At 37.0% G+C, this 14484-nt stretch carries 13 protein-coding genes, 1 tRNA gene and 1 pseudogene; 9 read left to right on the top strand and 6 right to left on the bottom strand.

Features of this window, described 5'->3' with window-relative positions:
* Positions 1–532 precede the first annotated feature (532 nt).
* The 6 genes and pseudogenes from I6F53_RS18885 to I6F53_RS18860 all read left to right on the top strand — a co-directional run bounded on the left by I6F53_RS18885 (position 533) and on the right by I6F53_RS18860 (position 4072).
* Positions 533–1215: pseudogene (locus I6F53_RS18885) on the top strand (SPOR domain-containing protein).
* A gap of 78 nt (positions 1216–1293) precedes the next feature.
* The gene (locus I6F53_RS18880) at positions 1294–1878 is read left to right on the top strand and encodes an SPOR domain-containing protein (protein ID WP_197179191.1); all 585 of its coding nucleotides are present in this window, start codon (positions 1294–1296) and stop codon (positions 1876–1878) included.
* Between the two features lie 55 nt (positions 1879–1933).
* Positions 1934–2527 (top strand): FlgO family outer membrane protein, encoded by a 594-nt coding sequence (locus tag I6F53_RS18875; protein ID WP_197179193.1) that lies wholly within the window; start codon positions 1934–1936, stop codon positions 2525–2527.
* Positions 2528–2540: 13 nt separating this feature from the next.
* Positions 2541–3242 (top strand): FlgO family outer membrane protein, encoded by a 702-nt coding sequence (locus tag I6F53_RS18870; protein WP_197240784.1) that lies wholly within the window; start codon positions 2541–2543, stop codon positions 3240–3242.
* A gap of 8 nt (positions 3243–3250) precedes the next feature.
* Positions 3251–3925, top strand: coding sequence for a FlgO family outer membrane protein (locus I6F53_RS18865; RefSeq protein WP_197240783.1), 675 nt, complete (start codon positions 3251–3253; stop codon positions 3923–3925).
* A 72-nt stretch (positions 3926–3997) separates the two neighbouring features.
* Positions 3998–4072, top strand: a tRNA-Arg gene (locus I6F53_RS18860).
* Between the two features lie 341 nt (positions 4073–4413).
* On the opposite strand, the gene I6F53_RS18855 is transcribed toward I6F53_RS18860, so the two are convergent.
* Positions 4414–5478 (bottom strand): hypothetical protein, encoded by a 1065-nt coding sequence (locus I6F53_RS18855; protein WP_197240782.1) that lies wholly within the window; start codon positions 5476–5478, stop codon positions 4414–4416.
* A gap of 1147 nt (positions 5479–6625) precedes the next feature.
* Between I6F53_RS18855 and I6F53_RS18850 the strand changes: the two genes are divergently transcribed.
* A complete protein-coding gene (locus I6F53_RS18850; RefSeq protein WP_197240781.1) occupies positions 6626–7306 on the top strand; it encodes a hypothetical protein in 681 nt (226 codons plus the stop codon).
* A 256-nt stretch (positions 7307–7562) separates the two neighbouring features.
* Here I6F53_RS18850 and I6F53_RS18845 read toward each other — a convergent pair whose 3' ends face one another.
* The 4 genes from I6F53_RS18845 to I6F53_RS18830 all read right to left on the bottom strand — a co-directional run bounded on the left by I6F53_RS18845 (position 7563) and on the right by I6F53_RS18830 (position 11610).
* A complete protein-coding gene (locus I6F53_RS18845) occupies positions 7563–8156 on the bottom strand; it encodes a DUF4303 domain-containing protein (protein ID WP_197240780.1) in 594 nt (197 codons plus the stop codon).
* 116 nt (positions 8157–8272) lie between these two features.
* Positions 8273–9205, bottom strand: coding sequence for an exopolyphosphatase (locus I6F53_RS18840; RefSeq protein WP_166377242.1), 933 nt, complete (start codon positions 9203–9205; stop codon positions 8273–8275).
* Between the two features lie 145 nt (positions 9206–9350).
* Positions 9351–10799, bottom strand: a complete 1449-nt coding sequence (locus I6F53_RS18835; protein WP_197179211.1) for a dihydrolipoyl dehydrogenase — start codon at positions 10797–10799, stop codon at positions 9351–9353.
* An 82-nt stretch (positions 10800–10881) separates the two neighbouring features.
* Positions 10882–11610 carry a glutathione peroxidase gene (locus tag I6F53_RS18830; protein WP_197240779.1) on the bottom strand — a complete coding sequence of 243 codons (729 nt, stop codon included), beginning with the start codon at positions 11608–11610 and terminating at the stop codon, positions 10882–10884.
* Positions 11611–11721: 111 nt separating this feature from the next.
* Between I6F53_RS18830 and I6F53_RS18825 the strand changes: the two genes are divergently transcribed.
* Positions 11722–12621, top strand: a complete 900-nt coding sequence (locus tag I6F53_RS18825) for a LysR substrate-binding domain-containing protein (protein WP_197240778.1) — start codon at positions 11722–11724, stop codon at positions 12619–12621.
* Here I6F53_RS18825 and I6F53_RS18820 read toward each other — a convergent pair.
* The gene (locus I6F53_RS18820) at positions 12618–13811 is read right to left on the bottom strand and encodes a flagellar assembly protein FlgT (protein ID WP_197240777.1); all 1194 of its coding nucleotides are present in this window, start codon (positions 13809–13811) and stop codon (positions 12618–12620) included. The two genes, I6F53_RS18825 and I6F53_RS18820, sit on opposite strands and share 4 nt — an antisense overlap.
* A gap of 140 nt (positions 13812–13951) precedes the next feature.
* Between I6F53_RS18820 and I6F53_RS18815 the strand changes: the two genes are divergently transcribed.
* Positions 13952–14410 carry an LPP20 family lipoprotein gene (locus tag I6F53_RS18815; RefSeq protein ID WP_197240785.1) on the top strand — a complete coding sequence of 153 codons (459 nt, stop codon included), beginning with the start codon at positions 13952–13954 and terminating at the stop codon, positions 14408–14410.
* Positions 14411–14484 lie beyond the last annotated feature (74 nt).

Here is a 14484-nt window from a genome sequence, read left to right as displayed (position 1 = left end):
TGGGGTAGAGCCAAATTTTTAAGGCTGCACTTAAAATTTTTCTTAAGTACCTACCTATGACATGGATGTAGGTAAGGGGCGTGAGCAGGACGCGAAAGCTTTACTCGGTTTTTACTTATTCTTACATGGATGTAAGCCAGTAGAATAACGCAGGAGCAGTTATCGAGCCCACTAGGTTACAAACCTCGCGCCGCGATTAAATGGCCCCGAGATTGAACAAATTTTAATCCTGAAAGGTCAACAGGCCCTAGAATAAAGTAAGGACGGGGCCACTCGAAAAATAAAAGTTTTTAAGTCATTACAGACATATTGTTATTTATGTTGTAAAGTTTGTGTTAACTGGCATTAAATTTGTATTAAAGAATGCTCTCAAGGACGGGGTGGAGTATGCAACGATGTGTTTTACGAAACACTGACATGCATGCGAAGAGCTAAGTTTTATAGCTCACAGCTTAAAAAAGTTAAACGCTTTCTTGTGAGAATGTTTAACTGAAATGTAGTGAAAAAACACTGCTTTCAGGATAACTAATACATGTTTATATATAAAAAAAATAACATAGGGCTTTTACTCAGCTTGCTAATGCTTTTATTTGGTACAGCATGCAGCGTTACGCCTGAAAAAAAAGCTATTGATGAACAATCTCAAAGTAACTCGCCTGATTACGTCTCAATTACAGCCTTGGAGCTTGCTCAGCTAAAAGATGCCGCAATGCAGTGGCAACAAGCCCGCGAGGGTATAGAGCGAATTTTAAGGTTAGAAAAAGAAATAACTTACCTCGTAAATCATATTGATATTATAAATAGTAAAGCTATAGCTCAGTCTAACCAAGGCTACAGCAGTAAGTCAGTACGCTCACCACGAACACACGTAATGTTAAATCACGCCAACAAGTTAAACAAAACGACAGTAATAAAAAACAAACTGTAAAATTAAATACACCTAAACATGTATTTGCTTTGCAGGTAGCTTCGGTTGACTCAGAACAAGGTGTGGCTAAAGCATGGCAAGAACTAAATACTAAAGCAGCGCCGTTGTTTAGAGACAAAATATTGACGAATGTAGAAACCGCTAAAATAAACGACAAAATGTTTTACAGGCTAAAGCTTGGTTCTTACCAAAACTTTAAAAATGCAAAAGCAGACTGCGCCGTATTCAAGCTTTATAAACTCGATTGCATAGTAAGTAACTATACCGATAAGCCTATAAAGCTGTAGTTAAAATAGAAACTTGCTTAAAATATATTTATCCATAAAATATATTCTTCATAATTTAACTCGCTTTTGGAAAAGTAAATGCTTTTAAAACCGATATTTAAAAGCATAGTGCTATTAACGGTACTTGCTTTAGCTGCATGTAACTCACCCCAGCAAGTTAAAACGACTCAAACCAACCCGCAATCGATTCTTATTGAGAAGTCTGATTTGGAGCTGCTTAAAGTTTCAGTCGCACAGTGGGAAAGCTCTCAACCTAAAGTAGAGCAGCTACTAAAGTTAGAAAATAAATTAACGCAGCTTGCTACTAATCTAAAACAGCTAAATGAGTTTGATGTTCTAAATACTCCTGTAAATGATGTAGTTAATAACGAGAGTGTATTAAAAACCCACTCGGTATTGTTTGCTTTGCAAATTGCCGCTTTTAAAAATAAAAATGCATTACAAAAGAAGCTCAGCGAATTCCAAGAAAAAATACCACAAAATATTATCTCACCCACTGAGGTAAATGTAGAAACCGTAAGAGTTAATAACACAACTTTTTATCGATTGAAGTTAGGTGCTTATAGCAATTCAGCGGATGCTAAAAGTGATTGTTTAGCACTAATAAAGCAACAAGTAGCATGTTTTGTTAGTTATTACGTTCAACAACCTTACAAACAGTAATTTTTAGGCATAATTATTGCTTTAACTCTTATATATTTAAAAGAGGATGGCAACTATGCGCCTGTTATTGCCCTTATTATTTGTAAACCTAGCAGCTTGTAGTTTAACGCCTCAGCCCGAGCCGAGTATCAGTACTAATGCTCCCAAAGCAGCTATGGCAGCCTACACAGTAAGTGATTACGTTAATAACTTAACAGCCCAACTTAATAATCTTCAAGGGCCGCTAAGTAGAAATGCACGTATTGGTGTAAGTAGCTTTTTTCTTGCCGATAAGATCGACTCAAAACTAATGACAGAGCAAGGTTCTGGTTTAAGCCAACAGATCCAAGAAAGTCTTTTAACTCAAATGACCCAACTGGGATATAACACCGTTGAGTATAGATTGGGAAACAGCTTAAATTTATCAGAACATGCCGACAGTATACTTAGTCGTGATTTAAATAAATTACGCGCTCGTCAGAATATTGACTTAATTATTACCGGCACAGTGACCCGTCAGCAACACGCTTATATTGTAAATGCGCGTTTGATAAATATTAATAATAAACAAGTTTTGTCTGCCGGCAGTACAGAGATCCCAATTAATGTAATGTGGGGTAATGAAAAAATACAGCAACGCGACGGCTACTTATACCGCAGCGAATACTAACCAGGAGCACAAAATGAGAAACCTATTAATTACCCTCTGTTTACCTTTGGGCTTTGGCTGTTCGCATATACTAAATGGTATGAATACTGGTACGGATGAGACCCAGGTTCAAAATAATAACCAAACAGCGCAACTCGTTAATAATCAGCGTGATGTTGCAGATCCGGTATCCAATGATCGTTTATTTCAATCGGACTTTGCTCAAAAAAATAGTCATACCAAGCCGGCTCCACCAATGCGAAAGAACATAAATCATTATGTACGCGGAATAATGCAAGACATGGTTGAAAACCTGCAATATGTTAATGGAAAAACATCATTAGCCGTTTCTAGCTTTGTATTTTTAGATGATGATTTTAATGATAGTAGTTTACTGGGGAATCAAATATCTGAAAGTTTCATGCACGAGCTACATAATTTTGGCATACCCGTTATTGACTTTAAAACAACCGACTACATGCGTGTTACACCTGAAGGAGACTTTGTATTTAGTCGAGATTATTTAGAGCTTAACCAAGATCAAAACTTTAAATACGTACTCGCTGGCACATTAGTAAGTAGTCAAGGAGGAGTTCTTGTAAACGCACGTATTATTGGACTGCAAAGCAAAGCCGTAGTAGGCACTGCGCAAGGTTTTATTCCACAGTCAGTTGTTGATGCACTTAATAGTAACTACCGCACTGATGGCATAATGCTTAAGCAAGCAAGCAAGTGAGGCTAACTATGTCGTATATACTAATTACTATCGTTGGATTTACTACTTTAATTGGGTTAACAGGCTGCTCAATGACGCAAAATAATGAGCATAACGAAAACACAACACGAACTGATTACACAGTAAACGGTGGTAATGATCAGCTTAATGTTGCTTATAACAATCAAGCAATACAATCGCAAGTTGAATATGATCCATCTCAGCAGTTCACACCACTTAAGCACCATAAAACACTTGCTAACTATGTAGAGCAAATGGCACTTGATTTGGTTGATACGCTTGAGTTTGAAAGCGATACCGACACCAATATTAATATTGCCGTTACTACCTTGGTCGATCTTGATTCGTCGCTTACTAAAAGTAATCAATTGGGTAATCAAATTTCTGAAACGTTAATTCATCAGTTACAAAAGTTTGGTTATGGCGTGGTTGATTTTAAAACAACCCAAACAATAGATGTAAATAGCCGTGGTGATTTTGCTTTTTCGCGTGATATTGAAAAGCTTAGCGAAGAGCAAATGGCGAGCCATGTATTAGCGGGCACATTAATTTATCGCAGTGATGCTGTTGTTGTAAATACACGTGTAATTAACGTGCATACAAAAAAAATTGTCGCGAGTAGCCGAAAACTAATCCCACTATATGTACTAAATAAAGAAGATATATACTTATCAAGTAATTAAGTTCAGTTGTTGCTTGATATAAAAAACCAGATGCCGTTATAATTCACACTTCTAAGCACACAGCTTATTTGTGGCCTCTTAGTTAAATGGATATAACGGCCCCCTCCTAAGGGGCAGTTGCAAGTTCGATTCTTGCAGGGGCTACCAATTAAATCAATGAGTTATAGTGGTTTATTCTAAGTTTCCAATCCTCATGTAGCACATATGTAGCATCATAATTTAAAGTCTTGTAGTCTAATTACTTACGCTACAGCTATCTCAGTGTAAGTATCGTTATACTGAAATAGTTTTAATAATAGCGAGTTGGACTAAAGTAACTAACTCCTAATATGATATTTCCAGATAATTATAATTGCTACAGGGTTAATAGATAAATAACTCGAAACGACTCTAAAATCTAGAGTGTAATATCATTTAGCTTTAAATAGATAAATCAATTACACTCCATAAATATATAATAAAATTGAAATTTGACAGACTAAAATAAACTAAGAAATAAGTTTAATCGCTTCACTCTTTAGTTGGATTTTCCTCTTGTCAGAAATCGCTGGAAGACATACACCTTCATTCCCAATAACATCCATTGGTCCATAATCATCGTAGTCTTTACCAGTATTTGCGTTTATTGCGCGTAAATTCGATTGTGTCGCATCAAGACCTAATTCCAAGCCTACGAAATACCATAGCCATTTTTCGTCATTATTATTTGAGAGCTCGATAATTTCGACTAAATTTTCGTGTGAATGAGATGTAAGCATTTCGGCTTTTAACCAATCTTGGTATATATGTGATGGGATTATTGGTATATCTGAGTTGTAATAATCTAAAACATAAAAAATGGAATCTATTACAAGGTATGGTTTAGCGGAGAAATAACTACTCCAGCAACGTTTTACCCCATCATCAAAGTATTTACTAATTACTTTTAAAATTGCAGGGCTCGGAAAGGCTTTTTTGTTACTAGCTTCAAATTTTTTTAGCAGTAACTCAAAAAGTTTATTATATGATGCAATTTGCTGGAATTGCTCTGCAATATTAAGCTGAAATTGATTAAGGTTTTCGTTTGCTAGCTTTTTTTTATACCAAAATTTGCCACTCCGATTGTCTGGGTTGTCTTTGTATTTGGCTAGTACTTGGGTAGTGAATATAAGGCTAATAAAGATAGCCTCCTTATTACCAGATTCGACTAAGAGCATTAAGGCATCGAGAGTATGCTTTGATTTTAGAATATCTTCATATGAGGCTTCACTATAAAATGTGTAGATATCTTCTAGTGAGATATTATTATATTGTTCCCATACTAGTTTAATATTTTGGTATATCTGCAATGATTCGGCGTTACTAAAGCCCATCTGCTTCATTCGATTGAAACATTGAATTTTGCTCTGTTCAAAATCGTTAACATAAAACTCAGGGGCAGCCTGGAGTGCAGCATAGCTTTTGAAACCGCAAAATGCTGCAAATGCTTCATATAGATGTGAATTTTTAATTGACGATGAAGACTTTTTTAACTCAGATAGGGTCGAAAAAAGAAGAGGTTTTAAATTTTTCATAAATATATCCAAATGCTTGAGACAGAGAAGCTCTGTTATCAATCATTGCAACACGCGATTACTACACGATCTCTCAAGCCATGTAAGTATTCATTAAAATTTAATAAGGTTAATCTTATTTTATTTTTACCTTTTCAGGTTGTTTGCTATTTTTCACTCACGTGCAGGTGTGGCTAGCGCCAAAAATAAATTAACTTATATAATTTTTTTAGTCAACGCTAACTAATCATATAATCTAAAAATTAGATTGTAGATGGCTTTTTACTGAGGTTGTTTAATTTAATCAAAATCTCCTGATTGCTTCAGCTAATTGCAAAATATAGAGTAAATATTATTAGTTAAGTACAGTTATTTACAGAACTCCAAGTAAGATCCTTTTTGCTATTCTGGCTAGTAGTTAGCTAAAGGTAATTTTTGGCTTTATGTTGCTGTTTGATATGAGCTAAAGCTTAGTTTAGAGCTTTAGCTATTTGAAATATTGTATTTAACTACAGCTTTATTTATTGATGATAGCTTTAGCTCTTTTTAGATAATAGGTAGCTTTAGCTAAAAAGTTATTACTTTTAGGTTATGCTTTTTCTACCTTCCATGAATAGTGCCTTGTGCTATTACCTTTTTACAAGCGGCTTTACCAGCGAACCATAAGCCCTTTACTTTGAGTATGAGTTCACCATCGTAGTAGCTTTGCAAACACTCGCCAGTTTCCTCAACGATGTTTAAATTGGTGTGTAATTTGATAGGTCTATCTTTTAGCTTTGTGTAAACCGCCCATAGCAAGTACATAGCCTTTCTAATCGCTATTATCCGCAGCGAAGCGAGCTTGTTCTAATGGGTTATCTTTTTTATCATTAAACATAGATCGTAAACGTCTTAATTCAGGCTAATTTATTGGAACTAGCGGATACACCAATATGACGCAGCGCATCAATAAGTTACACCACGAGTGAATGAACGTTATTAACTTTATACCGTTGTCATACTGACAAAATAAGTATTATTATGAATGGTTTTAAAAAAGCAGGTAGAGAAGAAACTACAATGAATTGATTACAGCTTTAAGTTATCATAAACCGCTCTACAAAGGATGGTTGATAGCCCACCATTTTATTAAAAATATTAGCGCTAAAAATGCAGGGAAAGAAAAATAATGGACAAAATAATACTTACATCTTTAGCTGCCGCACTAACAATAATGTTATCGGGGTGCGCATCTAAAGCACCTCAATCACAAGACGTTATTATTTCTACTCCGCTATTAAATAAAATATCAGACACTATTAGTGGCGCTAAGCTTTTATCTCAAGCTACGGGCACTTATACCGAAACGGTTACTGTAGAGCCTTTTGATGCTTATTATGGTGGTGTGCCAAATAGAACTGTATTTTACAAAAGTACAGGTGTGAATTTTGAATCGAATAATGACTCAGCAGTAAGCATTAACAACAGCTTAGGTGAGCCATTGCGTAGTCAAAATTATGTACAATATAACCCTGAAAAAGATGAAATATGTATCGATTTAATGATTTGCTACGATAGCTCAATTGTGAGCTTTACTTACTCCCGCGAAAAAACCTTAATGATCAGAAAAGACAGCCTACAACAAATCATTGAATACAATGGAAAAGTAGGGCGTATTCTTCGTTTTACATACAGAGAGTTTAGTGACTCGATGACTCAGAAACCATTTTCGAAAGATTTCACGATAGATTTAGGTGAAAACGATGATTTTGTGTTTAAAGGCGCTAAAATCAAAGTGCTTGAAGCATCAAAAAATAGTATTAAATACAAGGTTCTTTCTAACTTTGATAATACGCTGATTGCTGAATAATACCAACCTGTATAAATCTTTGACTAATTTAAAGAATTAAATTTCACTATAACGTCGTTAAAATTTTGCCTAGTTCTAGCATTATTTTCTTAACGTTAAATAGGCCCCATATAAGCAGATTAGTATAACTAATTTGTAAGTACTCAATAGTTAAATTTAATCTTTAGCTATAAATCCTTAGCTGCTCAGGCTTAAAAAACAGGCTTAAAGTTATAAGTAACGTGTTTATTTAAGCCATGGGTATGTTTGTGTATTTTTAGGTGAAAGCTTTTAACACTTCTTGCTCACATTTTTCACGCTCTGTAATCATTGCTTCAAAGTCAGCTTGAATTTGCGTTAGAACGGCTGGTGGATTAAGTCGTTTGATTCTTTTAAATTGAATGCTTTCTTCTTCATCATAGGCGAGTATTGCTAAAGTGATTTTTTCGCGTTCAATACCATTTGAAAATAATCCTTCTGCATTTAATTGCATAAGTACTTTTTCCATTGCTGTAAGCCATTGGTGCCAATTATCCATTGCTTCTATATCTGATTGAAACAGATCAATGCTGTTTTCTAGTTTTTGGCATTCTAGCGTTGTTTCATCAAAGTATTCTGAATAACTCTCAAGTGTCGGGTAGTCCTCAGGGTTCCATTTAGCCATGTAAAAGCTACTTACATCGTTGTTGTACTCTGTTTCAAATACTTCTTTTAAATCTGATAAAGTATTAAACATTGGAAGTAATGAGTAGCTGCCTGTGTGGTAAAAACCCATTACATAAAGATCGTTACCATATTTTTGAATGATGTCTTTAAATGCTTTTTTGGTATCTTGATAAAGTGTTTTTTCGAAGTTTTTAGTATCTAACATGAGGTCATTATTTCTTTTATGATTACAGAAATTTATATAAAAAAGTGAGTGATTAAAACTCACCCTGCAAAAAATAAAATAACCAGAGCTACTACTCTGGTTATTGTAAGTTAATATTAACCATCACTCGTAATTGTATTGATTAACTCACTCAGTACTGCCTCGGCTTTACTTGTTTCTACTTGGCAAGTACCGGCATTTAAGTGGCCACCACCATTATATTTTAAGCACAGCTCGCCAACATTGGTGTTCGAACTGCGGTTAGTGATTGATTTACCAACGGCATACACTACGTTTTGCTTTTTAAGGCCCCACATTTTATGAATCGAGATATTGCAGTCGGGGTACATTGCATAAATAACAAATCGATTTGTGGCGTAAATTGTTTCTTCTTGGGTTAAATCAAGGATCACTAAATTTTTATGTACGGTAGCGCATTGAGAAATTTGCTCTTTGGCTTTTTCGTTATGCTCGTTATATAAAGCAACACGTTCGGCTACGTCTTCCATTTTTAGAATGTCTTGTATGCTCTGATCTTTACACGCATCAATCAGTTTCATCATTAATTGGTAATTTGAAATTTTAAACTCGCGAAAACGGCCAAGTCCAGTTCGCGCATCCATAATAAAGTTCATTAATACCCAATCGGTTGGGTTTAATATTTCGTCTTTTGAAAACTGAGCAGCATCGCCTTTGTCTACCGCGTCCATCATTTCAACAGAAATATTTGGAAGCTTTTCAGCGCCGCCATAGTAGTCATAAACTACGCGAGCTGCTGATGGGGCTTCTGGATCAATGATATGATTTTTTATGTCGCTTGAGTTACGAACGGTTTCGCTAAGGTGATGATCAAATGCTATATGACAGCCTGCAACGTAGGGGAGGTTGGTCGTAATGTCGTTTTCGGTAATGTCTATTTTGCCGTCTTGCATGTCTTTTGGATGAACAAATAAAATATCGTCAATTAGGTCTAAGTCTTTAAGCAATACGGCACACACTAAGCCATCAAAATCGCTGCGAGTGACTAGTCTAAATTTATTATTGGGCATAGCTATTCCATCTTTTTAATTGAATTATCAATTAAGTGTAACAGCTAAAATTTTTTTTGAGAGATCAGCTTAAAAAAATTATAAAAAAAAGCCAAAACGTTAGTTTTGGCTTTTGCTTAGCAAGTTTGTATGTGTGGTAAATAGGTTATGCGCCTGGGCCACATTCCATACATGAATTTACAATGTCTGGGCCAAATTTAAGTTTGGCGTTTAAGTCGCGAAGGGCGGTGCGTAACCCTTCTTCAATTACTGGGTGGTAAAATGGCATATCAAGCATTTCTGGTACGGTCATTTTGTTTTGTACAGCCCATGCTAGTAAGTGAGCAATATGTTCGGCTTGTGGGCCAATAAACTCAGCACCTAAAAATAAGCCTGTACCTTGCTCTGCATATACACGCATATGACCTTTATTTTTTAGCATTACTCGGCTTCGGCCTTGATTTTCAAAGCTGACTTCGCCTACTTCAAAACAACCACATGGGCCTAATCGGTCAGTAATTTGCTTGTAGCTTTCGCCGACCATTGCTATTTGTGGGTCGCTAAATACGGCTGCAATTTTTGCTCTACGCAGACCTATACGTACATCTGGGAAGCGCCCTGCATTTTGGCCTGCGATAGCACCTTGGTCAGATGCTTCGTGTAGCAGTGGGAGCATGTTGCTTGCATCACCTGCTATGAATATATTCGATTCACCACATTGCATTGTGTGCGTGTCTGCGTGCGGTACGCCGCGTTCATCAAGCTCAATGCCGGTGTTTTCAAGGCCTAGTTTATCTACGTTAGGTACTCGGCCTGTGGCTGCAAGTACGTAGTCAAACTGTTCGGTGTGTTTTTCACCTTGTTTGTCGGTGTAAGTTAGCTGTGCTTTGTCGCCAACTTGCATCATGTCAGATACGTTCGAGTCGGTATCTACAAAAAATTCTTCAGCAAAAACAGTGTTTGCATAGTCTTTTACGACTGGATCTGTAAGTGGGCCAATTGCGCCGCCTACACCAAATAGTTTTACATTTACGCCTAGTCGGCTAAGTGCTTGGCCAATTTCAAGGCCTATAACACCAGGGCCAAATACAGCGACTGATTCTGGTAGGTCATCCCAATCAAATACGTCGTCGTTTATAATAAGTTTGTCGCCAAAGTTATTAAATACGCCAGGGTATGAAGGGCGTGAACCGGTAGCAATTACAAAGCGTTTTGCTGTAATAATTGTGTGGTCGTCTATTTGTACGCGGTTTGTGTCTAAAAATTGTGCGTAGCCACGAATTTTATCACCATCAGGTAATTCATCTACGGCTTCTACTACGAATCCTGCAAAACGATCTCGTTCACTTTTAACGCGTGCCATAACTGCTTTACCATCAATGACTGGCTTTGAGCTATGAACACCAAATGCAGGTGCCATTTCAATTGCGTGTGCGGCTTCGGCGGCTGCAATCAATAACTTGCTTGGCATACAACCAACACGTGCGCATGTTGTGCCGTATGGGCCTGATTCGATCATTAATACGTTTTGTGTAAACTGTTTAGCGTTACGGTAAGCACTTAAACCAGCAGTACCTGCGCCTATAACAACAACATCGGTTTGCAATTCTTTCATAGTATTTTTTCCTCTAATAAATAGGGGCATAAAAGCCCCTATTTTTTACCCACTAACTTTAGGTATCTAATTTACTTATTAATTAAGCAAAGTATTTTTCTAAGTCGTCTGAACCACCGATGTGTTTACCACCAATGAATATTTGTGGAACAGTCTCACGACCAGATACAGCTTTTAGACTTGTTAGTGATGCGCCTGCACCCATAACAATCTCTTCATATGCGAAGCCTTTTTCTGTAAGAAGCTCTTTCGCTTTTTTACAGAAAGGACAGCCAGGTTTAGTAAAGATGCTTACTGGTTCTGGTTTAGCTTGCTTAGGGTTGATGTAATCAAGCATTGTGTCTGCGTCAGATACTTCAAACGGGTCACCTGGTAAATCTGGTTCGATGAACATTTTGTCAATCACGCCATCTTTAACCAGCATAGAGTATCTCCAGCTACGCTTACCAAAACCTAGGTCGCTTTTATCTACTAACATGCCCATGCCGTCAGTAAATTCGCCGTTGCCGTCTGGTAATAAAGTAATGTTTTGCGCTTCTTGATGCTCAGCCCATGCGTTCATTACAAAGGTATCGTTTACTGATAAACATACAATTTCGTCAACGCCATTTTGCTTAAGTACGCCAGCTAATTCGTTGTAACGTGGTAAGTGAGTTGATGAACATGTTGGTGTGAATGCACCTGGTAGTGAAAACACGACAACCGTTTTACCTTTAAAAATGTCATCTGTAGTTACTGATTTCCATTCGTCGTTTTGACGAGTTGCAAATGTAACACTTGGGATTGTTTGACCTTCGATATTGTTTAACATAGTTTTTGTTCCTCTTGATTTGATGGAGCTATTATGGCGAATAAATAAATATAGTTCCAATCGTTTGTTTGTATTAAACTGATAGTTATAAACTATCACGTAGAGCTGAATATGAACTTAAAAGATTTTGAATATGTAAAAGCAATAGCGCAATATAAGCATTTTCGCAAAGCTGCCGATGCATGTTTTGTTAGCCAGCCTACATTAAGTGGTCAAGTAAAAAAACTCGAACATGAGCTTGGCGTTACTTTATTTGACCGTTCAACTAAACAAGTTACCTTAACAGCAAAAGGTGAACGTTTATTAACGCAAATAGAGATTATTTTAGAACAAACGCAAATACTCAAAGAACTTGCAGCTACTTCTAACGAGCCTCTACAAGGTAAATTAACTATTGGTATTATTCCTACCATAGCACCGTATTTACTGCCTGCGTTATTAACATCGATGAAAGCGGCATTTATTGATAGCCAGTTTTCGTTTATCGAAATGCAAACAGCCACTATTTTAGAGGCACTTGATAGCGGCGAACTCGACTTTGCTATTTTGGCCGATGTACCAGAGCTTAAAAGCTACCATACTATTAGTTTATACAAAGAAGATTTTTTAGTTGCTGTATCACATGACAACGCGCTTTCTAAACATAAAAAAGTAGCGCTTAGTGACCTGCAAGGTTCTAGCCTATTAATGTTAAGTGATGGTCATTGCTTTAAAGATCAAGCCCAAAAGTTTTGTTTTTCTGCAGGGGTCGATGTATCTAACCAGTATAAAGGTAATAGTTTAGAAACATTATTAGCGTTAGTGGCTATGGATGACGGTATTACATTTGTACCAAAGTTGGCATGTACCGACCGTGTAGGGATTGATTACTTGCCTATATTCCCTAATCAGCAGCGTAATGTGGTGTTTGCATGCAGAAAGCATTATCCGCATTTATCTGGTGTAGAACAATTGGGTGAGTGGTTATCGGCTCACCCTAATTTAAGAGCTAAATTAGCTAAAAAGGTTTAAAGATCTTGGCTGATTATTTCTACTACATCGTTAATTTGCACGCCAGGTAGCGGTTTATTGTCAATACTAACTGCTACTGCAGTTTGCTGGTAAAGCTGCTCAACGCGAATTTCATTTAGCGTGGTGATAGTGTGCGGCATTACATTACCTGCGGCATCGGTTAAATAGTTATGATGCGCAATACTAAGCGTCTGGCCTTTTTTCAAACCATGGGCTTTACCTAAGTTGATAACGATTTTGCTATTTTCCATGTGCATTATTTTGCCTTGAGTTGGCAAACACGCCATGGCGGCTTGAATATCATAACTTACCGATTGGTTGATATCGGTTATGCTTTGCCCATAAGGCGATTGCCAAAATCTATCACTATTGACATCAACTATGGTTGTTTTTTCAAACGGCCAAATTGCTTGAGTATGGTAACTATTTTGCCAAAGTTGCTCATAGGTAGTGCCATCAAATAGTGCAAATTCAATGTTGTAACTGCGCTCATACGCCTCGTCTTGCCAAAATGCGTAATCGTTATTAAGTTTGTCGCTGGTCGAAAGGCTGGTTATTTGGCTAAGCAGGACATATTGAGCATTACTGCGCGAGGATATTTCTTCTAATTGGGCGTTTGAATAGTCGTGCTGCTGCGAAAAGTACTTATCTACGCTTATTGCATTATTATAGTAAGCAATAGGTACTGCGCTCATTTTTGATTTTTGCAGGGAGGTAAAAATATTTTTGCTAATCGCTTTGCTTACGTCAAATATTTGACCCATTTTAGCGTGTTCACGATGAACAAGTTGGCTTTGCGTAACGGCCACAAATTTATTAAAGCTATTTTGTGGGCATTGCTCTGTTTGAGAAAAAATATCGAGCCGTAATGTAACGGCAAATTTATTGTCGTATTTATTTTCGCTGACGAGTTCAATTTTTTGAATTTCGCCGTGACTGCTAATTTTTAGCTGATCTTGCATTAACACGCCATCTACCAAGGTTTGCACAGAGCTAACCCGCGCGCCAGAGAATACTAGCGCTTGTGTAATTGCATCTTTTATAGCAGCAGATTTAGCAGCGCTCGTATCACCATTTTGAACGTTCGCATGGCCCGTTGATTCATACCACTGCGCTTTAGTAAAAGGTGAGAAAGTTAATAATGCCGTTGCACTTAACCCTGCAAATGCCAATGATAAAAACGACTTCATACTTTTACTCCAATTAAACGTTAGCTATTAACTAGGTAGAGCAAGGAGTGTACCAATGTTATTTGGTAATTATTAGTAATGCTATAAATGGCATTAAACGTGCATATGTACTGCTAATTACAATACTAGGGCTAGATGCTATGCGAGCAATTTCATTACTTATTACACTTGGGTGTTTAACCATAGGTGGTTGTAGCAGCGTTTTTGATAAGCATGTTGAATATAAATATGTAGAGCCAAATAATTACCCAGTTTTAAAAGCGATAGGATATGCACCTATTAGCTTACAAAAAGGCGCTAACGCGTCGCAAAAGCAACTTATGGCAATTAAGGCTTCTAAGCTTGAGGCTTACCGCGAGCTTACTGAGCAAGTATATGGGCAAAAAATTACCGCAGGAACAACAGTGGAAGGCTCAATAGCTCAAGACGATTACTTAGAAAGCAAAGTACAGGGCCTTATTAAAGGTGCACAAATAATTAAAACTTACGCCGTAGATGATACTTATGTAACCGAGCTTGAGCTCAACATGAAGCGTGTGCACGATTTATACATTGGCGAAGTAAAACCACGCGAAGTTAAAAAGGTAACGTACTACTAGGGGCTGTTGATCTTTGTAGTACATATATTAATCAGCCCACATTGGTAGCCACATCATAGTGAATGCTAAAGCGA

The sequence above is a fragment of the Pseudoalteromonas sp. SWN29 genome, assembly GCF_015864465.1.
In the GTDB taxonomy this organism is placed as follows: Bacteria; Pseudomonadota; Gammaproteobacteria; order Enterobacterales; family Alteromonadaceae; genus Pseudoalteromonas.
This window is presented reverse-complemented; position numbering and strand designations above follow the sequence as displayed.

Coding starts and splice junctions, on each gene's coding strand:
- I6F53_RS18880 (WP_197179191.1), top strand. CDS start 1,294: ATGCTTTTAAAACCGATATTTAAAAGCATAGTGCTATTAACGGTACTT.
- I6F53_RS18875 (WP_197179193.1), top strand. CDS start 1,934: ATGCGCCTGTTATTGCCCTTATTATTTGTAAACCTAGCAGCTTGTAGT.
- I6F53_RS18870 (WP_197240784.1), top strand. CDS start 2,541: ATGAGAAACCTATTAATTACCCTCTGTTTACCTTTGGGCTTTGGCTGT.
- I6F53_RS18865 (WP_197240783.1), top strand. CDS start 3,251: ATGTCGTATATACTAATTACTATCGTTGGATTTACTACTTTAATTGGG.
- I6F53_RS18855 (WP_197240782.1), bottom strand. CDS start 5,478: ATGAAAAATTTAAAACCTCTTCTTTTTTCGACCCTATCTGAGTTAAAA.
- I6F53_RS18850 (WP_197240781.1), top strand. CDS start 6,626: ATGGACAAAATAATACTTACATCTTTAGCTGCCGCACTAACAATAATG.
- I6F53_RS18845 (WP_197240780.1), bottom strand. CDS start 8,156: ATGTTAGATACTAAAAACTTCGAAAAAACACTTTATCAAGATACCAAA.
- I6F53_RS18840 (WP_166377242.1), bottom strand. CDS start 9,205: ATGCCCAATAATAAATTTAGACTAGTCACTCGCAGCGATTTTGATGGC.
- I6F53_RS18835 (WP_197179211.1), bottom strand. CDS start 10,799: ATGAAAGAATTGCAAACCGATGTTGTTGTTATAGGCGCAGGTACTGCT.
- I6F53_RS18830 (WP_197240779.1), bottom strand. CDS start 11,610: ATGTTAAACAATATCGAAGGTCAAACAATCCCAAGTGTTACATTTGCA.
- I6F53_RS18825 (WP_197240778.1), top strand. CDS start 11,722: ATGAACTTAAAAGATTTTGAATATGTAAAAGCAATAGCGCAATATAAG.
- I6F53_RS18820 (WP_197240777.1), bottom strand. CDS start 13,811: ATGAAGTCGTTTTTATCATTGGCATTTGCAGGGTTAAGTGCAACGGCA.
- I6F53_RS18815 (WP_197240785.1), top strand. CDS start 13,952: ATGCGAGCAATTTCATTACTTATTACACTTGGGTGTTTAACCATAGGT.